The following is a 21,513-nucleotide window of genomic DNA, read 5'->3' on the forward strand; positions in this document are numbered from 1 at the left end:
GAGGTCTTCGCCATGATCAAGACCAACCAGCGTTAACAACGCTCGTGATCAATACACCTAGCCGAGGGGAAGGCCGGTCGCCGTGTAGCGGTCGCCGCGGTGCTCGACGAGGAGCGGGAGGCCGAAGCAGAGGGAGAGGTTGCGCGAGGTGAGCTCGGTCTCCATGGGGCCGGCGGCGAGGACCTTGCCCTGGCGGATCATGAGGACGTGGGTGAAGCCGGGGGCGATCTCCTCGACGTGGTGGGTGACCATCACCATCGAGGGCGCGTACGGGTCGCGGGCGAGCCGGCCCAGGCGCCGGACCAGGTCCTCGCGGCCGCCGAGGTCGAGGCCGGCGGCGGGCTCGTCGAGGAGGAGGAGCTCGGGGTCGGTCATCATGGCGCGGGCGATCAGGGTGCGCTTGCGCTCGCCCTCGGAGAGCGTGCCGAACTTGCGGTCCACGAAGTCCGTCATGCCGAGCCGGTCGAGGAAGGCGCGGGCGCGGTCCTCGTCGACGGCGTCGTACTCCTCCTGCCAGGTGGCGGTCATGCCGTACGCGGCGGTGAGCACGGTCTGCAGGACGGTCTGGCGCTTGGGAAGCTTGTCGGCCATGGCGACGCCGGCCATGCCGATGCGCGGGCGCAGCTCGAAGACGTCCACCTTGCCGAGCTGTTCACCGAGGATCTTGGCGGTGCCGGTGCTCGGGAAGAGGTAGCTGGAGGCGATGTTGAGGAGGGTGGTCTTGCCGGCGCCGTTGGGGCCGAGGATGACCCAGCGCTCGCCTTCCTTGACCGACCAGGAGACGTCGTCCACCAGAGCGCGTCCGTCGCGGACCACGGATACGTCCACCAGCTCCAGTACATCGCTCATGAGCGCGTTGTCTCCCCATGCCATCGTCTTGAGTTCGCGAGTGCTTGCCGGGGGCGCCTGTGGGCGCGGTCCCCAGGGAAAACCTACGCCACTGGCGAAGTGATCCCGCCTCTAGGTCCGGTCGTGCGGTTTCTCTAGGGTTGGAGGCATGTTCTCGGAACCACGTTCAGGTCGGCTGGCTGCTTGGGGAAATGCCCTGTTGGCCGGAAATGTCTCGCCGGACGATGCGGTGCTCGCGATCGTCGGGGACGACGCGGTGCACCGCGTGGAGGGGCTGCCCGGCGAGTCCGGGCCGGTGGGGCTCACGCTGGCGCTCGGCCGACTGCGCACCCTCGGGGTGACCGGATGGCGGGTCGCGCTCCCGGCGGCGGGGCATCCGCTGGGGCTCAGCGGCCCCCCGGAGTTCAACGCGCGCGCCCTCGATGCCGAGGAGGCCGTGGTCGGGTTCGGGGCGCCCTACGGTCTCGTGCCCGAGCTGTACGAGGCCGGGCCCGCCGGGGATGTGCACACGCAGGTGGTCTGGCACTGCCTGGCGGTGCGCGAGGCGCCGCCCGCGGACGTGCCCTCGCTCGGGGAGGCCGAGCGCGAGCTGGCGGAGGCGCTGCGGGAGGCGACGGTCGCGCTCACCCGGCTCGACGTGGCGGGCTCGGGTCCGGCCGCGGCCGCAGCGATCGACGCGTACCGGGCACGGGCCGAGGGCCCCGACGAGGAGGTGCTCGCACCTGGCTATCCGCCGCGGGCGGTACGGGTGCTGGAGCTGGCCCGGCGGGTCGGGCTCCTTGTGTCCCTCGCGTACGAGAGCGGGCACGGGGGCGCGGTGAGCGCCTCGGAGATCGCGGCGCGGGGCGAGCTGCTGCGCCCGGTCGAGCGGGTGGCCCGGCGGGCCAGGGTCGCGGCGTACAACGCGTATGTGGAGGAACGGGAGCGGGGCTGAGGTCGCGCGGGGACCGGGCCTGAGGGGCCGGAGCTTCGCGGGCCCGGGGCCCGGGGGCCGAAACGGTCCGGGCAAGGGACCGGCCCCCGGGTGGAACCCGGGGGCCGGAGGTCACTGCGCAGGCGCGAGGCCGGTCAGCTGTTGGAGGCCTCGTTCCCGAAGGCCGGGTTGAGCAGGCCGACCACGTTGAGCGTGTTGCCCGCGACGTTCACCGGGACGTGCACCGGCGCCTGCACCAGGTTGCCGGAGACGATGCCCGGGGAGTGCTCGGCCTTGCCGTTGGCCACCCCGTCGGCGGAGGCAGCGCCGGTCGCAGCGGCGAGGGCGCCGCCGGCGAGCACGGTGACGGCGAGAGCCTTGTTGAGCTTCATGTTCTGGATCCTCCTGGTCTTCGCCGCGGCCAACCGCCGCGGCATGCCTGGAGAACGGCCGTCGCCACCGGGGGGATGCGCTATGTGGGTGACATCCACACGACGGTATGAATCTTGCACCGGATGGTGACGATCCGGTTTACGTATGTCACACAGTCCGATCAGCCCGTCACGCCGTGCCGTACGGCCCACAGCGCGGCCTGTGTGCGGTCGGCCAGGTCCAGCTTCATCAGGATGTTGGAGACGTGGGTCTTGACGGTCTTCTCGGACAGCACGAGGTGGCGGGCGATCTCGCGGTTCGAGCGGCCGTCGGCGATCAGTGCCAGGACCTCCTTCTCCCGCTCGGTGAGGGTCGAGCCGCGGCCGGTGCCGCCGTGCCCGTCGTCCTGGCTGAGCAGGGCGCCCGCGACCTCGGGCTGGAGCAGTACATGGCCGGCGTGCACCGAGCGGATCGCTCCGGCCAGGGCGTCCGGGTCGACGTCCTTGTACACGTAGCCGGACGCTCCGGCGCGCAGGGCGGGGACCACGGTGCGCTGCTCGGTGAAGCTGGTGACGATGAGGACCTTGGCCCCGTTGGCGAGCTCGCGGAGCTTGCGCAGGGCCTCGATGCCGTCCATGCCCGGCATCTTCACGTCCATCAGGACGACGTCCGGCTTCAGCTCCTCGGCGCGAGCCACGCCCTCGGCGCCGTCGGAGGCCTCCCCCACCACCTCTATGTCGTCCTGTACTTCCAGGAACGTACGCAGTCCTCGGCGGACCACCTGGTGGTCGTCCACGAGCAGGACCCTGATCACCTTGTCAGCCACCGGGGACCTCCATCTCGATCGTGGCGCCCTCGCCGGGTGCCGATTGCACGGTGAGCCTGCCGCCGACGCCGCTCGCCCGGTGCCGCATCGACACCAGGCCGAGGTGGCGGCCCGCGCGGCGGACCCGGCTCGGCTCGAAGCCCCGGCCGTTGTCGGTGATCCGCAGGACCGCGCCCTGGCCGCGCCGCTCCAGGACGACGTCGACCCGGCCGGCGCCGGAGTGGCGCAGCGCGTTGTGCAGGGCCTCCTGGGCGACCCTCAGGAGGGCCTCCTCCTGGGCCGGGGGCAGCGCGCGCACCCCTTGGTTGTCGAAGGTGACGCGGGCCGCGTGGGCCCGGTCGAGGACCTGGATCTGGGTGCGCAGCGTGTGCACCAGGCCGTCCTCCTCCAGGGCCGCGGGCCTCAACTCGACCACGGCGGCGCGCAGTTCGTCGGCGGCTTCCGCCGCCAGGGCCGCGACCTGCTGGAGCTCGCCCTTGGCGCGGACCGGGTCGCGGTCCACCAGGGTGGCGGCCGCCTGGGCGGTGAGGCGGAGCGAGAAGAGCTTCTGGCTGACCGCGTCGTGCAGCTCGTGGGCGAGCCGGGAGCGCTCCTCGGCGATGGTCAGCTCGCGGCTGCGCTCGTACAGGCGGGCGTTGGTGAGGGCGATCGCGGCATGCTGGGCGAGCAGGCGGAGCAGCTCCTCGTCGTGCTCGGTGAAGCCGCAGCGGTCGCCCCTGCGGGAGAGGGAGACCTTGGGGCAGCGCTTGTTGGCGAGGAAGAGGGCGCCGAGCGTCTCGTCGCCGTCACGGATGGGCATGCCGAGGAAGTCGGACATGTCGGGGTGGGCGGAGGGCCAGCCCTCGAAGCGCGGGTCCTTGCGGACGTCGGCGAGGCGCTCGGCCTTCTCCTCGTGGAGCATCGCGGCGAGGATCCCGTGCTGGCGCGGCAGCGGCCCGATCGCCCGCCACTGCTCGTCGCTCACCCCGTCGACCACGAACTGGGCGAAGCCGCCGTGGTCGTCGGGGACGCCGAGCGCCGCGTACTCCGCGTCGAGCAGCTCGCGTGCCGACGCGGTGATCGTCTTGAGGACGTCGCCGACCTCCAGGTGCCTGCTCATGGCGAGCAGGGCGGTGCTCACGGCGGCGAGGCCCGCGCTCGGTGACGGACTCTCCCCTGGTCCGGGGGCGTGCGCAGGCTGGGAGCGGCTCATGTGGTCACCGTACCGGCGGGGTGTGACAGCGCGCCTCGGCCTGTGGACCACTGCCTATTAGGTCGCCGGGCCTAGGTCGAAGTGCCTTGCCGGGGTGGGGCCCGCGTCCGAGGCGGCCGGGGAGCACCCGGAGCCACTCTGAACGCATCGACGCACGGATCGACGTGACAGAGGGGTTGGTCATCATGCCGGTTGCGATCATCACGGGGGCCTCGAAGGGGCTCGGACGGGCGCTGGCCGGGGCGCTGGCGGAGCGGGGCTGGGACCTGGTCCTCGACGCCAGGACCGCCCCCGTACTGGAGGAGACGGCGCGCGGGCTCGATACGTACGGGTCGAAGGTCGTGGCGCTGCCCGGGGACGTCACCGACGCAGGGCACCGCGCGGAGCTGGTGGCCGCGGCCTGGGACCTGGGCGGGCTCGACCTGCTGGTGAACAACGCCTCCGCGCTGGGCGCCGAGCCGCTCGTACGGCTCGATGAGCTGGACCTGGCCGGTCTGCGGGCGGCCCTGGAGACCAATGTGGTCGCGGCGCTCGGCCTCGTGCAGGAGGCGCTGCCGCTGCTGCGGGAGTCTTCCGTGGGCGCGGTGGTCGCGGTCAGTTCGGACGCGGCGGTCGAGGCGTACGGGACATGGGGCGGGTACGGGGCCTCGAAGGCGGCCCTGGACCAGCTGGCGGCGGTGCTCGCCGCGGAGGAGCCGGGGCTTCGGGTGTGGGCGGTGGACCCGGGCGACATGCGCACCGACCTGTACGCCGCGGCGGTGCCGGGCGACGACTCGGGCCGGCCGGAGCCCGCGACGGTGGTGCCGGGATTCCTGCGGCTCCTCGACGAGCGGCCGGCGAGCGGGCGCTACAGCGCCCCCTCTCTTACGGAGGGCCTCGTGGAGGTGACCCGATGACCGTGCCGATGGTGGTGCGGGTGCCCGACGGCCTGCTCGCCTCGGTGCCCGCGGAGGTGCGCGGGACGGGGCGCGACGACGTACGGCTGATGGTGTCGCGCGGCACCCGGGTCTCCCACCACTCCTTCCGCGACCTGGCCGGGCAGCTGCGGGCCGGAGACGTCCTGGTCGTCAATACGTCGCAGACGATGCCCGCGGCGGTCGACGGCACGGTGGAGGACCGGCCGGTGGTGGTGCACTTCTCGACGCGGGGGCCCGACGGGCGCTGGGCGGTGGAGCTGCGTACGCCCACGGCGTCGGGGAGCACCGAGCGGCGGACCGGGGACCGGGCGGGGGCCGTGGTGGCGCTGCCCGGCGGGGAGCGGCTCGTGCTCGATGCGGCGCTGAGCCCGGACCGGCTGTGGTGGGCGCGGGTCTCCGCGGCCGATGTGCCGGGTCTGCTGCACCGGCACGGGCGGCCCATCCGGTACGGGTACACCGAGCGGGACCAGCCGCTCGCCGCCTACCAGACGGTGTTCGCGCTGCCGTCGCCCGGCGGGCTCGGCTCGGCGGAGATGCCGAGTGCGGCGCGGCCCTTCACGGTCGAGCTGGTCGCGGAGCTGGTGCGGCGCGGCGTGCAGTTCGCGCCGGTCACGCTGCACACGGGGGTGGCGTCGGCGGAGGCGCACGAGCCGCCGTACCCGGAGCGCTTCGAGGTGCCGGGGACGACGGCCCGCCTGGTGAACGCCGCCAGGGCAGGGGGCGGCCGGGTCGTGGCCGTGGGGACCACGGGGGTGCGCGCCCTGGAGTCGGCGGCCGGGGCCGACAAGGTGGTGCGCGCGGCCGCGGGCTGGACGGATCTCGTGGTGACCCCGGAGCGCGGGGTGCGGGTGGTGGACGGTCTGCTCACCGGGCTGCACGAGCCGGAGGCCTCCCACCTTCTGATGCTGGAGGCGATCGCGGGGCGCGAGGCGCTGGCCGTCGCCTACGACCAGGCACTGACCCGGCTCTACCTGTGGCACGAGTTCGGCGACGTCCACCTCATCCTTCCGGACGAGAACCCTCACCGTGTGCATTGCGACAGCAACGCCTGGTGAGACTGTTACGCGTCCGATGTGAGCCCGCGCATAGGACGCACATCACTTACGAAGCCGTTTAGTGGACAAATAAAGGCGGTGTGAGCGGGGCGAGAGTGGGTACGAGCCGACTTTCGCCCGGGCGTGATCCACTACCCGGCTTCGTATGTAGCACCTTTGCCACCAGATTTTGCGGCCGCTAACAATGGCTCCCGTCGCACAGCGCTGCGGCTCGATCGCCGCGGCGCTTCTGTGCGCCGTCCACGCCATTCGGAAGAGGTCCACAGCCATGCCCGAGTCCAGCAACCCTGGTCACAGTCGTCTGACCCAGACGCACAAGATCTCGATTGCCGGTGTCGCCGCCCTCGGCGCCGCCGCTCTCGCCCTCTCGGTCTTCCCCGGGACGGGTCAGTCGGGCAACGCCGTAGCTGCCGAGCCCGCCGCCTTCTCGGCGACCGTCGCCAGCACGAAGACCGTTTCGGAGTCCGTCTCCAAGCAGCACGTCACCGCCGCCCAGCAGGCCAAGACCGCCGCCAAGGCGAAGGCCGACGCGGACGCCAAGGCGAAGGCCGCGGCCGAGGCGAAGAAGCGGGACGAGGCGGCCGCCGCCAGCCGCTCCGCCGCCCGCAAGCCGGTGTACGCGAACAACCTCGACGGCTGGATCCGCCAGTCCCTCGACATCATGAAGAGCAAGGGCATTCCGGGCACCTACGACGGTCTGCACCGCAACATCATGCGCGAGTCGACCGGCAACCCGCTCGCCATCAACAACTGGGACATCAACGCCATCAACGGCATCCCGTCCAAGGGCCTGCTCCAGGTCATCCAGCCGACCTTCAACGCGTACCACGTGCCCGGAACGTCGTGGAACATCTACGACCCGGTCGCCAACATCACGGCCGCCGCCAACTACGCGGCCGACAAGTACGGCTCGATGGACAACGTGAACAGCGCCTACTGATCTGTTCAGGACCGCTGGTCCTCTCCGGACGGCTGATCTCTCCGGACGCAGCAGAAGGGCGGCACCCCTCGGGGTGCCGCCCTTCTCGCGTTGTCAGGCGCGGGCTACTTGCGCATGACCTCGGGCTCGTGGCGGCGCAGCAGGCGGGCGACCACGAAGCCGAGGGCGATGCCGATGAACAGCAGCACCGAGATGTTGATGAACCACTGCGACGCCTCGTGCTTCCACAGCGGGTCGAGGTTGGTCGGGTTGTTCTGGTCCATCGGCCCCATCAGGTGGGACAGGTCGAGCGTCGTGCCGACGCCCGCGATGGCCCAGCGCGACGGCATCAGCCAGGCGAACTGCTCCAGGCCGACCGAGTCGTACACCTTGAACAGGATGCCGGTGAAGACGACCTGCACGATGGCGAACATGACCAGGAGCGGCATCGTCTTCTCGGAGGTCTTCACCAGCGAGGAGATGATCAGGCCGAACATCATCGAGGTGAAGCCGAGCGCGATCACGACCAGGCACATCTCGACCGCGGGCGGCATCACGAGGCCCTCGGTGGGCAGCTTGCGGGTCGAGAAGCCGATCACGCAGAGGATCACGCCCTGGAAGGCCGTGATGACACCGAGCACGAGGATCTTGGACATCAGGTACGCCGAACGGGACAGGCCGGTGGCCCGTTCCCGCTCGTAGATGACCCGTTCCTTGATCAGTTCTCGTACGGAGTTGGCCGCGCCGGAGAAGCACATGCCGACCGCGAGGATCAGCATGATCGTGCCGGCGTCGCCGTTGAACCGGGACGGCGGCGTGGGCGGCGCGAGGCCGAACTTCGCCGGGATGACGACGCTGACCGAGCCGATCACCGCGGGCAGGGCCACCGACAGGGCGAGGAAGCCCTTGTCGGAGGCGATGACCGAGACGTAGCGGCGCATCAGGGTCCACAGCTGGGAGACCCAGCCCTGCGGCTTCGGCGGCTTCATCGCCTGGGCCGGCGGCATCTGTACGGACTGCGGGGCGACGGCGTCGATGTCCGCGGCGTACATCTGGTAGTGCTGCGAGCCCTTCCAGCGGCCCGCCCAGTCGTAGTCGCGGTAGCTCTCGAAGGCGGAGAAGACGTCGGCCCAGGTGCTGTAGCCGAAGAAGTTCAGCGCCTCCTCGGGCGGACCGAAGTACGCCACCGAGCCGCCCGGCGCCATCACCAGGAGCTTGTCGCAGATGGCGAGCTCGGCCACCGAGTGGGTCACCACGAGGACCGTGCGGCCGTCGTCGGCGAGGCCGCGGAGCAGCTGCATGACGTCGCGGTCCATGCCCGGGTCGAGGCCCGAGGTGGGCTCGTCCAGGAAGATCAGCGACGGCTTGGTCAGGAGCTCCAGGGCCACCGAGACGCGCTTGCGCTGGCCACCGGAGAGGGAGGTGACCTTCTTCTCCTTGTGGATGTCCAGCTTGAGCTCGCGCAGCACCTCGTCGATGCGCTGCTGGCGCTCGTTCTCGGTGGTGTCGGCGGGGAAGCGCAGCTTGGCCGCGTACTTCAGCGCCTTCTTGACGGTCAGTTCCTTGTGCAGGATGTCGTCCTGCGGGACCAGACCGATGCGCTGACGCAGCTCGGCGAACTGCTTGTACAGGTTCCGGTTGTCGTAGAGGACGTCGCCCTTGTTGGCGGGCCGGTAGCCGGTGAGCGCCTTGAGCAGGGTGGACTTTCCGGAGCCCGAGGGGCCGATGACCGCGATGAGGGACTTCTCGGGGACGCCGAAGGAGACGTCCTTGAGGATGTCCTTTCCGCCGTCGACCGTGACGGTCAGGTGGCGGGCCGAGAAGGAGACGTCACCGGTGTCGACGAACTCTTCGAGCCGGTCCCCGACGATGCGGAAGGTCGAGTGGCCGACGCCGACGATGTCCTGCGGGCCGAGCAGGACGCTGCCGCCCTTGGCGATCGGCTGGCCGTTGACGTACGTGCCGTTGTGGGACCCGAGGTCGCGGATCTCCATCCGGCCGTCGGGCGTCGCGTGGAACTCGGCGTGGTGGCGCGAGACCTGGAGGTCGGAGACCACCAGCTCGTTCTCCAGCGCACGGCCGATCCGCATGACGCGGCCGAGCGCGACCTGGTGGAACGTGGTCGGGCTGCGGTCGCCGTAGACCGGCGCAGCACCCGCGCCGCCGCCCTGCTGCTGCGGGACCTGCGGCTGCTGAGGCTGTGGCTGCTGCCACTGCTGCTGCTGCGGGACCTGCGCCTGCTGGGGCTGCTGCTGCCACTGCTGCGGCGGGGCCTGCTGGGGCTGCGGGTGGGCGGGCGCGGCCTGCGCCTGCTGGGCGGGGGCGGGCTGCGCGTAGGCGGCCGCGGCGGCACCGCTCAGATTCAGCCGCGGGCCGTCGGTGGCGTTGCCGAGGTGGACGGAAGAGCCGGGGCCGATTTCCATCTGGTGGATCCGCTGGCCCTGCACGTAGGTGCCGTTGGTCGATCCGTGATCCTCGATGACCCAACTGCGGCCGCCCCAGCTGATCGTGGCGTGGCGCCACGAGACTCTGGCGTCGTCGACCACGAGGTCACCCTGCGGATCACGCCCGAGGGTGTACGACCTGGACGGATCGAGCGTCCAGGTGCTGCCATTCAATTCCAGTACGAGTTCCGGCACTCCAGCCCCACTTATCGTCCCCCGAAAGACCTCCGCACCGGAGGCCTGTGACTCCCGACACAGGGAGTCTAGGGATGGTGAACATCGTGGGGAACTATTTCAGGCCCGGGCTCGTATCCGAAACCCGGGCCTTGTGAATTACGTGCACAGACCCGGCACAGTCCGGTCGCGGTCGTGCAACAGGCGCCCGCGGTCCGCCCGTTGACGTGGACCAAACACCCCCCGAGAGTAGTAAGCACCCATGACTGCGTACGGATCATGATGTCCGCCCATAAATGAACATGGGAGCGGATGAAATGGTCTCTCTGCATGAAGAGGGGCAAGTCGGCTCGTATCGGGGGGTCCTGATGAGCGTGGGCGACAACGACGTCCGAGGTGCGATCCGGTGGGGCGATGTCGTGCTCGCCTCGATCGCGTCGGTGAGCTGGGCGCTGGTCGCGATGGCGGGCACGGCCGCGCTCGGACTGCATCTGCTCGGGGCCGACGCGGCGGGGGCGCTCGGCCCGATGACCGCGGCCGTGGTGGTGCTCGGCGCGGGCGGTTCGGTCACCCCGTCCGGCGACGTCTCGGCGTTCGGGCTCACCGGCGCGGAGGCGAAAACCGCCGTCGATTTCACGCCACTGGGCGTCGGGCTCGCGGGCGCCCTGCTGCTCGCCTTCTTCTTCCTCCGCTCGCTGCGGGCCGCCGGAGCCTGGATCTCCGGCGCCGAACTCACGGCCCGCGCGGCCGCGGTGGCCGTTCTGTTCGTCGCCGTCGTCGGCGGGCTCGCCTGGGCCGGCCACGACCTCATCACGCTCGACGGATCCCAGCTGGGCCTCGGCCGGGTGAAGGTGCCCGGCGTGCCGGCCATCCCCGGCCTGGGTGACGTCGGCGGCCTGCTGCCCGGCCGGCTCGCCGATCTCGCGGACGCCCGGGCGAAGGTCGGCTTCAGCGTCCGGACGACCCGCTCGCTGGTGGGCGCGGCGTGCTGGGTGCTCGCGGTCCTGGTGATCGCCCTGCTCGCCTCGCGCCGCACCCCGCTGCCGCGCGGCTGGTCGGCGCTGCACCGGGTGGTGCGGCCCGCGGTGTCCGCGCTGGTGACGGTGGTCCTGGTGGCGGTCGTGGCGGGGCTCGCCGCGGCGGCGTACGCGGCGATCGGCGACGCCCACCCGAAGCGGATCGCGGGCGCGGCCCTGCTCGGCGCGCCCAACGGCGTATGGCCGGCGATCCCGCTCAGCCTGTTCGTGCCCTGGCACGGCCATGCCACGGGCACCCTCTCCACCGTCCTGCCCGACCCGCTCGACCGGCTCATCGGGGCGAAGAGCGACGAGCCGGTGACGCTGGGGCGGATCGCCCAACTCGACCATCGGGTCTGGCTGTTGGCGGTCGCGACGGGGGTGCTCATGCTGTACGCGGGGGTGCTCGCCGCGGCTCGTACGCCGGTGGGCGGGCGCTCGCTCGGTGCTTTCGTGGGGCGGTGTGCGCTGTCGTCGGCCGCGGCCACCGCGGTGGCGCTGCCCCTGATGGTGTGGCTCACCGGGGTGTCCGCGAACGCGTCGCTCTCGGTTCTGGGCTTCGACGCGTTCGGGGCGGGCATCGAACTGCACGGCGACGCGGGGCTCGCCCTCGCGCTCGGCGCCGGGTGGGGGGCCGCGGCGGGGGCGGCGGGCGCGCTGCTCGCGTGGACGGCGGGGGCGGCGGGGCGGCGGGCCGCGGTCCTGGCCCGCGTCTCGGCACCCGGCGCGCCCGGGCCCCCCGAGGAGACGGTGCCGGGCCCGTACAACCCGGCGGCGCCCTCCTACCGCCCGCCGAACCCCGACACCAACCCGTATCTGAAGCTGCCGCCGGGTCTGCACGGCTCCCCCACGATGCCGGGTCCCCCGGGCCGCCCCCGGGCGGAGCCCCGGCCGTACCGGCCCCCGGATGAGGGTCCGCCGCCTCCGCCCGGGGTGCCGCGGGGCCGCCGCTGAGCAGCACGCCGTCCCGGCGAGGGGGCCGTACGAGGGGGCACTGTCCGCAGGGCGGGACGGCGTGCCGGGCGTGAGCCGTGGCCGAGTACGGTGGGATCACCATGACGCCATCGCCCCTGCCCCCCGCCGGCCAGAACTCCGACGCCGGTCAGAGCTCTGACGTACCGACCCTCCTCGTCAAGATCTTCGGCAAGGACCGCCCCGGCATCACCGCCGGGCTCTTCGACACCCTCGCCGCCTACTCCGTCGATGTCGTGGACATCGAACAGGTCGTCTCCCGTGGCCGTCTCGTCCTGTGCGTGCTCGTCACCGCGCCGACGGTGGCCTCCTCGGGAGAACTGCGTGCCACCGTGCACAGCTGGGCCGAATCGCTCAAGCTCGAAGCCGAGATCATCTCCGGCATCGGCGACAACAGGCCGCGCGGCAGCGGCCGTTCGCACGTCACCGTGCTCGGCCACCCGCTGACCGCCGAGTCCACGGCGGCCATAGCGGCCAGCATCACCGCCACCGGTGGCAACATCGACCGCATCTTCCGGCTCGCCAAGTACCCGGTCACGGCAGTGGAGTTCGCCGTGTCCGGTGTGGCGACCAGCGAGCTGCGCACCGCGCTCGCGACCGAGGCGGCCGCCCTCGGCGTGGACGTGGCCGTCGTCTCGGCGGGGCTGCACCGGCGGGCCCAGCGGCTCGTCGTGATGGACGTGGACTCCACGCTCATCCAGGACGAGGTGATCGAGCTCTTCGCCGCGCACGCCGGGTGCGAGGACGAGGTCGCCGAGGTCACCGCCGCCGCGATGCGCGGCGAGCTGGACTTCGAGCAGTCGCTGCACGCCCGGGTGGCGCTCCTTCGCGGCCTGGACGCGTCGGTGGTGGACAAGGTGCGGGCCGAGGTCCGGCTCACTCCCGGTGCCCGCACCCTGATCCGTACGCTCAAGGCGCTCGGCTATCAAGTGGGCGTCGTCTCGGGCGGGTTCACCCAGGTCACCGACGACCTCAAGGACCGTCTCGGCCTCGACTTCGCCTCCGCCAACACCCTGGAGATCGAGGACGGCAAGTTCACCGGCCGGGTCACGGGTGACGTCGTCGACCGGGCCGGGAAGGCGCGGCTGCTGCGGGAGTTCGCCGCCGAGGCCGGGGTGCCGCTGGCCCAGACGGTGGCGATCGGCGACGGCGCCAACGACCTCGACATGCTGAACGCGGCGGGCCTCGGCGTCGCCTTCAACGCCAAGCCGGTGGTCCGCGAGGCCGCGCACACCGCGGTGAACGTGCCCTTCCTCGACACCGTGCTCTATCTGCTCGGCATCACCCGGGAAGAGGTCGAGGCGGCGGACGGCCTCGTCGACTGAACCGCCCGTACGTGGTGAAGGCCCCGGCGCGCATCGCGTACCGGGGCCTTCGTCGCGTACGAAAGCGTTCGTTACGAGGTCAGGAGTGCGGAGCCCAGAAGGAGACGAGCCTGCCCACCCCGTGCTCCACGGACTTCCAGGAGCCGTTGATGGTGAGCACGGCGACGGCGCACGTGGGGAAGCCGCTGCGGTTCATCCGGGCCAGTACGTCGCCCTCGGCGTCACCGGCGAGCGCGTCGGCGAGCGCGTGCATCCCGGGGTTGTGCCCGACGAGCAGAAGGTCGGCAACGTCGTCGGGGGTCTCGTTGACCAGGGCGATCAGTTCGCCGAGGGAGGCCTCGTACATCCTCTCCTCGTACACCGTCTTGGGGCGCTGCGGCAGTTCCTGGACGGCGAGCTTCCAGGTCTCGCGGGTCCTGGCCGCGCTGGAGCAGAGGGCGAGGTCCGGGGCGAGGCCGGCCCCGGCCAGCCAGCGACCGGCGACGGGGGCGTCCGCCCTGCCCCGTTCGGCGAGCGGCCGGTCGTGGTCGGACACCTGGGGCCAGTCGGCTTTCGCGTGCCTCAGAAGGACGATCCTGCGGGGTGTATCGACGCTCATGTTCCCCAGCTTCGCACGAATCGCGCCATCGGGCGCAGGGTGTTCGCGGGCTCCACCAGGGGGGTGACGAGTGGGGTGACCGATGCTTTCGCGACCTAGTGCGAGAGGCTCTCGTGGATGCGGTCGACGAGGTGGGTGAGGGTGCCGTCGCCGGACACGGCGTGGGCGTCGCCCGATCCGATGACGAGCGCGAGCAGCACGAAGAACGCGATCGCCGGCAGGACTACGCCCCACCACGGCAGCTTGAAGTCGACGCCACCCTCGGCCGGTTGGGGGGACCTGGGGTGGGTGTGGGCCGACATGACCGCCTCCGTGTGGGTTCCGGGTTCGAGTGCCGCGGGCGAACGGCGAGTTCGTCGCGGTACCTCAAAACCTACGGATCCGGCGGACGTCATCCCATCCGGTGACCCACCCACTTGACCCTGACCCTGACCCCCTAGGGGATGGTGGGGCTAGCACCACCATCCCCCCGTCCGGGGCAACGCTGCCGGGCGTCGGCCGGCCCCGGCCAGGAGTCCGTCGGGCTCGGTCAGGGGGAGGCGATCGTCGCGATGACGGCGACGACGACCGTGACGGCGAGCATCGCGCCGAGCACGAGCAGGAGCTTCTTGTGGCTGTTCTGCGGATTGGGTTCGAGCACTGGCATGCGGCCAGTGTCGCATCCGGGTTTCGCCCGCTATCGCCGGGGCCCGGCCTCGTCCTCGATCGTACGGTCGCGGCCCGCCAGGATGCCCACGACGATCTGCGGCACCATGAGGGCCGCCATCATCGCGATGGGCAGGTCCCAGCCGCCGCTGCGGTCGTGCAGGACTCCGACCAGGAGCGGCCCGGGGATGGAGAGCAGGTAGCCGACGCACTGGGCGAAGGCGGAGAGCTGTACGACGCCCGCGCCGGTCCGCGACCGCTTGCCGATCATCGTGAGGGCCAGCGGGAAGGCGCAGTTGGAGATGCCGAGCAGCAGCGCCCAGGCCCAGGCTCCGGCGGCCGGCGCGAGGTAGAGCCCGGCGTAGCCCGCCAGGCCGCAGCTGCCGAGCGCGACGACGATGGGACCCTGGCTGCGCAGCCGGTTGACCAGCCACGGGATGACGAAGCCGAGCGGCACGCCCATGACCATGGTGATGGAGAGCAGCAGTCCCGCGGTGCCGGCCGAGACGCCCGCGTCGCGGAAGATCGTCGGCATCCAGCCCATGGTGATGTACGCGCCGGTGGCCTGGAGCCCGAAGAAGCAGGCCAGTGCCCAGGCGGTGCCGCTGCGGGTGATGCGCAGCGCGGGCGCCGCCTCCTCCTTCGCGCTGAGGGCCGGGCCCGCGCTCCCGGAACGGTCGCGGGTCAGCGGGATCCAGGCGGCCACCGCGACGACGGCGAGCAGCGCCCAGATGCCGAGCCCCTGGCGCCAACTGCCGCCCAGCGCATCGGTGAGGGGCACGGTGGTGACCGCGGCGAGCGAGGTGCCCGCGGCGAGCGCCATCGAGTAGAGCCCGGTCATCGAGCCGACCCGGTCGGGGAAGTACCGCTTGACGATCACCGGCATCAGGACGTTGCTGACGGCTATGCCCATCAGGGCGAGCGCGCTGGCCGCGAGGAAGGTGACGGTGCCGCCCGCGAACGGGCGCAGGAGCAGGCCCGCGGTGATGGCGATCATGCCTGCGAAGACGACGGCGCCGGGGCCGAAGCGGCGGGCGAGGCGCGGCGCCATGATGCCGAACACGGCGAAGCAGAACGCCGGGACCGAGGTGAGGACGCCCGCGATGCCGCCGCTCATGTGCAGCCCGCCGGTGACTTCCTTCATCAGCGAGCCGAGGCTGGTGATGGCGGGGCGCAGGTTGAGCGCGGCGAGCACCAGCGCGAGCGGTACGAGCCAGCGCGTCCACGACGGCACCCGGCCCGCGTCGGCGGGGGTTTCGAGGGGCTCGGTGCGGGCGGCGGGCGCGGGGCTCAGCGTGGTGGTCTCTTCGTCGGGCATGGTGCCATCATAGAATCATGGGATGATTGGTTGTCCAATCGTCGACGCCTTCCCCTCTGCACCCCTCGTTCCCCCCTCTCGGACTGGAGCACCATGACCCTGAGCTCTCCCCGGCGCTCCGCCCTCGCCGACCAGGTGATCGCGCAGCTGCGCAACCAGATCACCTCGGGCGAGTGGGCGGTGGGCTCGCGCATCCCGACCGAGCCGGAGCTGGTCGAACAGCTCGGAGTGGCGCGCAACACCGTCCGCGAAGCCGTCCGCGCCCTCGCGCACAACGGCCTGCTCGACATCCGCCAGGGCTCGGGGACGTACGTCGTGGCGACCAGCGAGCTGGCCGGGGTGATGCACCGCCGGTTCGCCGACGCGGACCCGCGCCATGTGGCCGAGCTGCGCTCCACGCTGGAGTCGTCGGCGGCGAAGCTGGCGGCCGAGCGGCGTACCGAGCGCGAGCTGAAGCAGCTGGACACGCTCCTTGAGCGGCGCGAGCAGGCGTGGGCCTCGGGCGACCGGGAGGCGTTCGTCGCGGCCGACGCCACGCTCCACCTGGCAGTCGTCGCGGCCTCGCACAACGACGTGCTGACCGAGCTGTACGCCGACCTCGGCCATCTGCTGCGCGACTGGCTGCGGGACGACGTGGCGCTGGAGATGACCCCGGAGAACCACATGGACCACGGCCGGATGCTCGACGCGATCCGGGCCGGCGACGCGGAGAGAGCCGCCTCCGAGGCCGCGGCCCACGCCTTCATCTGCCTGCCGGACCGGCTCGAAGGCCGCCGAACGGGCTGACCGAGGCCGGCCGGCCGGGGCACTCCCCTCCGTTCAGGGCGCCTTCTGGTGGGTCACCCAGACCGCGCGGACGTCCTTCCAGCAGCGGTCGTCGAGCCGTACGGTCTGCCCGGGGCCCACCTCCACCGGCGACGTGTCCGCGTCCAGGTCCCACCAGTTCGCGCAGTCGGTGTGCAGGCGCACCAGGTCGGCGTCCGGATACGGGTTGTGGCAGTACGCGATGACGTGCGAGCCCTGCACGGAGGTCCGGCACGCGGCGCCGAACGGCGCGGGCGGCGCCACGGCGGGCGCCGGGTCGGGGGCGGTGGCGGCGCGCACCACGGAGGGGGCGGCGAACCCGGCCGCCGTCGCGAGCAGCAGGAACAGCAGGGCCAGGGCCCGGCGCTGCCGCACGTTCAAGGAACGTACGCGGGGACCCGCGCGCAAGGGACGCACGCCCCCACCTCCTCCCCGGCCGACTGCCCGACATGTCCGTTTGATCAGTCTGCGGGGAAGTCGCGGTCCACGCACGGCGGCCGCCCACCGGATGGTCCGGTGGGCGGCCGCGATTCGTGCTGTGCGGGGTCAGGCACCCACGGCGTGCAGGCCGCCGTCGACGTGGATGATCTCGCCCGTGGTCTTGGGGAACCAGTCCGAGAGCAGCGCCACGACGCCCTTGCCGGCGGGCTCGGGGTCGGCCATGTTCCACTCCATCGGGGAACGGTGGTTCCACACGTCCGCGAGCTCCGCGAAGCCCGGGATGGACTTGGCGGCCATCGAGCCGATCGGCCCCGCCGAGATCAGGTTGCAGCGGATGTCGTCCTTGCCCAGGTCACGGGCCATGTAACGGGACGTCGCCTCCAGGGCGGCCTTGGCCGGGCCCATCCAGTCGTACTGCGGCCAGGCGAACTGCGCGTCGAAGGTGAGGCCGACGACGGCGCTGCCCGGGGCGAGCAGCTCGCGCAGGGCCATGGTCAGCGACTTCAGCGAGAACGCCGAGACGTGCATGGCGGTGGCGACCGACTCGAACGGCGTGTTCAGGAAGTTGCCGCCGAGCGCGTCCTGCGGGGCGAAGCCGATCGAGTGGACGATGCCGTCCAGACGGCCGCCGAGCTCCTCCTTGACCAGGCCCGGAAGCCGGTCCAGGTGCTCCTGGTTGGTCACGTCCAGCTCGATGACCTTGGCGGGCTTGGGGAGCTTCTTGGCGATGCGCTCGGTCAGGGTCGGCCGCGGGAAGGCGGTCAGAATGACCTCGGCGCCCTGCTCCTGAGCCAGCTTCGCGGTGTGGAAGGCGATGGAGGACTCCATCAGCACACCGGTGATCAGGATGCGCTTGCCTTCAAGAATTCCGCTCATGGTGATCAGTGACCCATGCCCAATCCGCCGTCAACCGGGATGACGGCTCCAGTGATGTACGAGGCGTCGTCGGAGGCGAGGAACTTCACCGCGGCGGCGATCTCCTCGGGCTGCGCGTAGCGGCCCAGCGGCACCTGGGACACGATGCCCGCGCGCTGCTCCTCCGTGAGCACCTTGGTCATGTCGGTGTCGACAAAACCGGGTGCGACGACGTTGAAAGTGATGTTCCGGGACCCGAGCTCACGCGCGAGCGACCGGGCGAAGCCGACCAGACCGGCCTTGGAGGCGGCGTAGTTGGCCTGGCCCGCCGAGCCGAGCAGTCCGACGACCGAGGAGATCAGGACCACACGGCCCTTCTTCGCGCGCAGCATGGCGCGGTTGGCGCGCTTGACCACACGGAAGGTGCCGGTGAGGTTGGTGTCGAGGACGGACGTGAAGTCCTCCTCGGACATGCGCATCAGGAGCTGGTCCTTGGTGACGCCCGCGTTGGCGACCAGCACCTCGACGGGACCGTGCTTGTCCTCGATCTCCTTGTAGGCCTGCTCCACCTGCTCGGTGTCGGTGATGTCGCACCGAACCGCCAAGAAGCCCTCGGGCGGCTCTCCGGAGCGGTACGTGATCGCGACCTTGTCGCCGCTGTCGGCAAAAGCGCGGGCGATGGCGAGGCCGATGCCCCGGTTACCTCCGGTGACGAGAACCGAGCGGCTCAACGGATCACCCTTTCGATAGGCGGATTCGTACTCCCCGCAAACTATCGGTACCGCCCGACTTACGAGGAATCGAGCCCTGACAGTGGCGTGGAACGAGCGCTGTCGGGTCCCTACAGAAAGCCGTAGTCACGAGGCCCGTCGGCGCGACATGATCGGGGCGACCGGTCTCATACGACAGGGAGACAGCTGTGCCATCTGGGACCCATTCCATCGACGAAGCCTTCACGGCGCTGCCCCTGCGGGCACTCGCCGACGCGGCGCTCGCGCGGGCCCGCGCACTCGGCGCCGACCACGCCGACTTCCGGTTCGAGCGGGTGCGCAGCGCCGCCTGGCGCCTTCGGGACGCCCGGCCCGCCGGATCCTCCGACACCACCGACCTCGGCTACGCGGTCCGGGTCGTGCACGGCGGGGCCTGGGGGTTCGCCTCCGGGGTCGATCTGACGATGGACGCGGCGGCCAAGGTCGCCTCCCAGGCGGTGGCCATGGCCAAGCTGTCCGCGCAGGTCATCGCGGCCGCCGGGTCCAAGGAGCGGGTCGAGCTCGCGGCCGAGCCGGTGCACTCCGAGAAGACCTGGATCTCCTCGTACGAGATCGACCCGTTCTCGGTGCCGGACGAGGACAAGAGCGCTCTGCTCGCCGACTGGAGCGCGCGGCTGCTCGGCGCCGACGGGGTCGAGCACGTGGACGCCTCGCTGCTCACCGTGCACGAGAACAAGTTCTACGCGGACACGGCGGGCACCGTGACCACCCAGCAGCGGGTGCGGCTGCACCCCCAGCTCACCGCGATCGCGGTGGACCGCACGACCGGTGAGTTCGACTCGATGCGCACCATCGCCCCGCCGGCCGGGCGCGGCTGGGAGTACCTGACCGGGACCGGCTGGGACTGGGACGCGGAACTGGACGAGATCCCTTCGCTTCTGGCCGAGAAGATGCGGGCGCCCGGCGTCGAGGGCGGCCTCTACGACCTCGTGGTGGACCCGTCCAACCTGTGGCTGACCATCCACGAGTCGATCGGCCACGCCACCGAGCTGGACCGCGCGCTCGGCTACGAGGCCGCGTACGCGGGCACCTCGTTCGCCACCTTCGACCAGCTGGGCAAGCTGGCGTACGGCTCCCAGGTCATGAACGTGACCGGCGACCGGACCGCCGAGCACGGGCTCGCGACCGTCGGCTACGACGACGAGGGCGTCGAGGCGCAGTCCTGGGACCTGGTGAAGGACGGCACACTCGTCGGCTACCAACTCGACCGCCGCATCGCGAAGTTGACGGGTCTGGGCCGCTCCAACGGCTGCGCCTTCGCGGACTCCCCCGGGCACGTGCCGGTCCAGCGGATGGCGAACGTCTCGCTCCAGCCCGACCCGGGCGGCCTCTCCACCGAGGACCTGATCGGCGGCGTCGAGCGCGGCATCTACGTGGTCGGCGACCGGTCCTGGTCGATCGACATGCAGCGCTACAACTTCCAGTTCACCGGACAGCGCTTCTTCCGCATCGAGAACGGCCGCCTGGCGGGCCAGCTCCGCGACGTCGCCTACCAGGCGACCACCACGGACTTCTGGGGCTCCATGGAGAAGGTCGGCGGACCCCAGACGTACGTCCTGGGCGGCGCCTTCAACTGCGGCAAGGCCCAGCCGGGCCAGGTGGCCGCGGTCTCCCACGGCTGCCCGTCGGCCCTGTTCCGGGGCGTCAACATCCTCAACACCACGCAGGAGGCCGGGCGATGAGCTCCCGTACGACCGTCAAGCCGCACGAGATCGTCGAGCGGGCCCTGGAGCTGTCCACCGCCGACGGCTGTGTCGTCATCGCCGACGAGCACTCCTCGGCCAACCTGCGCTGGGCCGGCAACGCGCTGACCACCAACGGCGTCACCCGCGGGCGCACCCTGACCGTGATCGCGACGGTGGACGGGGCCGAGGGCACCGCCTCCGGTGTCGTGTCCCGCTCGGCCGTCACCGCCGACGACCTGGAGCCGCTGGTACGGGCCGCCGAGGCGGCCGCGCGCGGCGCCGGGCCCGCCGAGGACGCCCAGCCGCTGGTCAGCGGGGTACCGGCCTCGCCGGACTTCACCGACGCCCCGGCCGAGACCACCTCCGCCGTGTTCGCCGACTTCGCGCCCGCGCTCGGCGAGGCCTTCGCGCGGGCCAGGGCGGGCGGGCGCGAGCTGTACGGCTTCGCCAACCACGAGCTCAGCTCCACCTACCTCGGCACGTCGACGGGCCTGCGGCTGCGGCACGACCAGCCCAACGGCACCCTGGAGCTCAACGCCAAGTCCCCGGACCGGACCCGCTCGGCCTGGGCCGGACGCGCGACCGGGGACTTCAAGGACGTCGACGTGGCGGCCCTCGACGAGGAGCTGGCCCGCAGGCTCGGCTGGGCCGAGCGCCGCATCGAGCTGCCCGCCGGGCGGTACGAGACGCTGCTTCCGCCGACCGCCGTGGCCGACCTGCTGATCTACCAGCTGTGGTCGGCGGCGGCCCGGGACGCGGCCGAGGGCCGGACCGTCTTCTCCCGGCAGGGCGGCGGCACCCGTATCGGCGAGACCCTCTCCGAGCTGCCGCTCTCGCTGCGCAGCGACCCGAACGAGCCGGGCCTCGAGTACGCGCCGTTCATGGTGGCGCACGCCTCGGGCGACACGGAGTCGGTGTTCGACAACGGGCTCCCCCTCACCGCGACGGACTGGATGCGCGAGGGCCGCCTGGAGCACCTGGTCACCACCCGGCACAGCGCCGGGCTGACCGGCCTGCCCCTCGCGCCCGCGCCCGGGAACCTGGTCCTGGACGGCGGCGGCGAGCGCACCCTGGACGAGATGGCCGCCGCCACCGAGCGGGGCCTGCTCGTGACGTGCCTCTGGTACATCCGCGAGGTGGACCCGGCGACGCTGCTGCTCACCGGCCTGACCCGGGACGGCGTGTACCTCGTCGAGAACGGCGAGGTGGTCGGCGAGGTGAACAACTTCCGGTTCAACGAGTCCCCGGTGGACCTGCTGTCCCGGGCCACCGAGGCCGGCCGCACCGCGAAGACCCTGCCCCGGGAGTGGAGCGACTACTTCACCCGGGCCGCCATGCCGGCGCTGCGCATTCCGGATTTCAACATGAGCTCGGTCAGCCGGGGCGTGTGACCCGCCTAGACTGGCGGTCCCACCCGGAACTA

General features: G+C 71.6%; 21 protein-coding genes. 9 read left to right on the forward strand and 12 right to left on the reverse strand.

Features of this window, described 5'->3' with window-relative positions; translation table 11 throughout:
• Nucleotides 1-57: 57 nt before the first annotated feature.
• On the reverse strand, nucleotides 58-849 hold the full coding sequence (locus ABD346_RS06805; protein WP_053724168.1) for an ABC transporter ATP-binding protein: 792 nt from the start codon (nucleotides 847-849) through the stop codon (nucleotides 58-60).
• Between the two features lie 148 nt (nucleotides 850-997).
• Here ABD346_RS06805 and ABD346_RS06810 point away from each other — a divergent pair, with 148 nt between their 5' ends.
• Nucleotides 998-1,783: a hypothetical protein gene (locus tag ABD346_RS06810; RefSeq protein WP_344372893.1), complete on the forward strand. Its 786-nt coding sequence runs from the start codon at nucleotides 998-1,000 to the stop codon at nucleotides 1,781-1,783.
• Nucleotides 1,784-1,917: 134 nt separating this feature from the next.
• Here ABD346_RS06810 and ABD346_RS06815 read toward each other — a convergent pair whose 3' ends face one another.
• From ABD346_RS06815 to ABD346_RS06825, 3 genes are all read right to left on the reverse strand, one after another.
• Nucleotides 1,918-2,154, reverse strand: a complete 237-nt coding sequence (locus ABD346_RS06815; protein WP_344372896.1) for a chaplin — start codon at nucleotides 2,152-2,154, stop codon at nucleotides 1,918-1,920.
• Between the two features lie 161 nt (nucleotides 2,155-2,315).
• Nucleotides 2,316-2,960: a response regulator gene (locus tag ABD346_RS06820; protein WP_344372898.1), complete on the reverse strand. Its 645-nt coding sequence runs from the start codon at nucleotides 2,958-2,960 to the stop codon at nucleotides 2,316-2,318.
• Nucleotides 2,953-4,152, reverse strand: coding sequence for a GAF domain-containing sensor histidine kinase (locus tag ABD346_RS06825; protein WP_344372901.1), 1,200 nt, complete (start codon nucleotides 4,150-4,152; stop codon nucleotides 2,953-2,955). Before ABD346_RS06825 ends, ABD346_RS06820 begins: the two co-directional genes overlap by 8 nt.
• Before the next feature lie 185 nt (nucleotides 4,153-4,337).
• Here ABD346_RS06825 and ABD346_RS06830 point away from each other — a divergent pair, with 185 nt between their 5' ends.
• The 3 genes from ABD346_RS06830 (at nucleotide 4,338) to ABD346_RS06840 (ending at nucleotide 7,064) form a co-directional block, all read left to right on the forward strand.
• The gene (locus ABD346_RS06830) at nucleotides 4,338-5,048 is read left to right on the forward strand and encodes an SDR family NAD(P)-dependent oxidoreductase (protein WP_344372903.1); all 711 of its coding nucleotides are present in this window, start codon (nucleotides 4,338-4,340) and stop codon (nucleotides 5,046-5,048) included.
• Nucleotides 5,045-6,124 (forward strand): S-adenosylmethionine:tRNA ribosyltransferase-isomerase, encoded by a 1,080-nt coding sequence (locus tag ABD346_RS06835; protein WP_344372906.1) that lies wholly within the window; start codon nucleotides 5,045-5,047, stop codon nucleotides 6,122-6,124. Before ABD346_RS06830 ends, ABD346_RS06835 begins: the two co-directional genes overlap by 4 nt.
• A 268-nt stretch (nucleotides 6,125-6,392) precedes the next feature.
• The gene (locus ABD346_RS06840; RefSeq protein WP_344372909.1) at nucleotides 6,393-7,064 is read left to right on the forward strand and encodes a transglycosylase SLT domain-containing protein; all 672 of its coding nucleotides are present in this window, start codon (nucleotides 6,393-6,395) and stop codon (nucleotides 7,062-7,064) included.
• 104 nt (nucleotides 7,065-7,168) lie between these two features.
• Here the strand turns inward: ABD346_RS06840 and ABD346_RS06845 are convergent, their stop codons facing one another.
• Nucleotides 7,169-9,682 carry an ABC transporter ATP-binding protein/permease gene (locus tag ABD346_RS06845; protein ID WP_344372912.1) on the reverse strand — a complete coding sequence of 838 codons (2,514 nt, stop codon included), beginning with the start codon at nucleotides 9,680-9,682 and terminating at the stop codon, nucleotides 7,169-7,171.
• Between the two features lie 347 nt (nucleotides 9,683-10,029).
• Here ABD346_RS06845 and ABD346_RS06850 point away from each other — a divergent pair, with 347 nt between their 5' ends.
• Together ABD346_RS06850 and serB are read left to right on the forward strand one after the other, a co-directional pair.
• Nucleotides 10,030-11,631 carry a streptophobe family protein gene (locus ABD346_RS06850; protein ID WP_344372915.1) on the forward strand — a complete coding sequence of 534 codons (1,602 nt, stop codon included), beginning with the start codon at nucleotides 10,030-10,032 and terminating at the stop codon, nucleotides 11,629-11,631.
• A 101-nt stretch (nucleotides 11,632-11,732) separates the two neighbouring features.
• A complete protein-coding gene (serB, locus tag ABD346_RS06855) occupies nucleotides 11,733-12,974 on the forward strand; it encodes a phosphoserine phosphatase SerB (RefSeq protein ID WP_344372917.1) in 1,242 nt (413 codons plus the stop codon).
• A 79-nt stretch (nucleotides 12,975-13,053) separates the two neighbouring features.
• Here serB and ABD346_RS06860 read toward each other — a convergent pair whose 3' ends face one another.
• The 4 genes from ABD346_RS06860 to ABD346_RS06875 all read right to left on the reverse strand — a co-directional run bounded on the left by ABD346_RS06860 (nucleotide 13,054) and on the right by ABD346_RS06875 (nucleotide 15,535).
• On the reverse strand, nucleotides 13,054-13,572 hold the full coding sequence (locus ABD346_RS06860; protein ID WP_344372920.1) for a SixA phosphatase family protein: 519 nt from the start codon (nucleotides 13,570-13,572) through the stop codon (nucleotides 13,054-13,056).
• A gap of 95 nt (nucleotides 13,573-13,667) precedes the next feature.
• Nucleotides 13,668-13,874, reverse strand: a complete 207-nt coding sequence (locus ABD346_RS06865; RefSeq protein WP_344372923.1) for a hypothetical protein — start codon at nucleotides 13,872-13,874, stop codon at nucleotides 13,668-13,670.
• Between the two features lie 227 nt (nucleotides 13,875-14,101).
• On the reverse strand, nucleotides 14,102-14,218 hold the full coding sequence (locus tag ABD346_RS06870) for an SGM_5486 family transporter-associated protein (RefSeq protein ID WP_264197919.1): 117 nt from the start codon (nucleotides 14,216-14,218) through the stop codon (nucleotides 14,102-14,104).
• Nucleotides 14,219-14,248: 30 nt separating this feature from the next.
• Nucleotides 14,249-15,535: a CynX/NimT family MFS transporter gene (locus tag ABD346_RS06875; RefSeq protein WP_344372927.1), complete on the reverse strand. Its 1,287-nt coding sequence runs from the start codon at nucleotides 15,533-15,535 to the stop codon at nucleotides 14,249-14,251.
• A gap of 93 nt (nucleotides 15,536-15,628) precedes the next feature.
• Between ABD346_RS06875 and ABD346_RS06880 the strand changes: the two genes are divergently transcribed.
• Complete coding sequence (locus ABD346_RS06880; RefSeq protein WP_344372930.1) at nucleotides 15,629-16,321, forward strand: FadR/GntR family transcriptional regulator; 693 nt, start codon at nucleotides 15,629-15,631, stop codon at nucleotides 16,319-16,321.
• A gap of 33 nt (nucleotides 16,322-16,354) precedes the next feature.
• On the opposite strand, the gene ABD346_RS06885 is transcribed toward ABD346_RS06880, so the two are convergent.
• From ABD346_RS06885 to fabG, 3 genes are all read right to left on the reverse strand, one after another.
• Entirely contained in the window at nucleotides 16,355-16,720 is a 366-nt protein-coding gene (locus tag ABD346_RS06885; RefSeq protein ID WP_344373323.1) for a hypothetical protein, read from the reverse strand.
• A 165-nt stretch (nucleotides 16,721-16,885) separates the two neighbouring features.
• On the reverse strand, nucleotides 16,886-17,656 hold the full coding sequence (fabI, locus tag ABD346_RS06890) for an enoyl-ACP reductase FabI (protein WP_344372932.1): 771 nt from the start codon (nucleotides 17,654-17,656) through the stop codon (nucleotides 16,886-16,888).
• A gap of 5 nt (nucleotides 17,657-17,661) precedes the next feature.
• The gene (fabG, locus tag ABD346_RS06895; RefSeq protein WP_344372935.1) at nucleotides 17,662-18,366 is read right to left on the reverse strand and encodes a 3-oxoacyl-[acyl-carrier-protein] reductase; all 705 of its coding nucleotides are present in this window, start codon (nucleotides 18,364-18,366) and stop codon (nucleotides 17,662-17,664) included.
• Between the two features lie 209 nt (nucleotides 18,367-18,575).
• On the opposite strand from fabG, the gene ABD346_RS06900 reads away from it, so the two are divergent.
• Together ABD346_RS06900 and ABD346_RS06905 are read left to right on the forward strand one after the other, a co-directional pair.
• On the forward strand, nucleotides 18,576-20,087 hold the full coding sequence (locus tag ABD346_RS06900; RefSeq protein ID WP_381227082.1) for a TldD/PmbA family protein: 1,512 nt from the start codon (nucleotides 18,576-18,578) through the stop codon (nucleotides 20,085-20,087).
• Nucleotides 20,084-21,481: a metallopeptidase TldD-related protein gene (locus ABD346_RS06905; RefSeq protein WP_344372940.1), complete on the forward strand. Its 1,398-nt coding sequence runs from the start codon at nucleotides 20,084-20,086 to the stop codon at nucleotides 21,479-21,481. The genes ABD346_RS06900 and ABD346_RS06905 overlap by 4 nt, the downstream gene beginning before the upstream one ends.
• Nucleotides 21,482-21,513 lie beyond the last annotated feature (32 nt).

This window comes from Streptomyces mauvecolor, assembly GCF_039532965.1.
GTDB classification, from domain to species: Bacteria; Actinomycetota; Actinomycetes; order Streptomycetales; family Streptomycetaceae; genus Streptomyces; species Streptomyces violascens.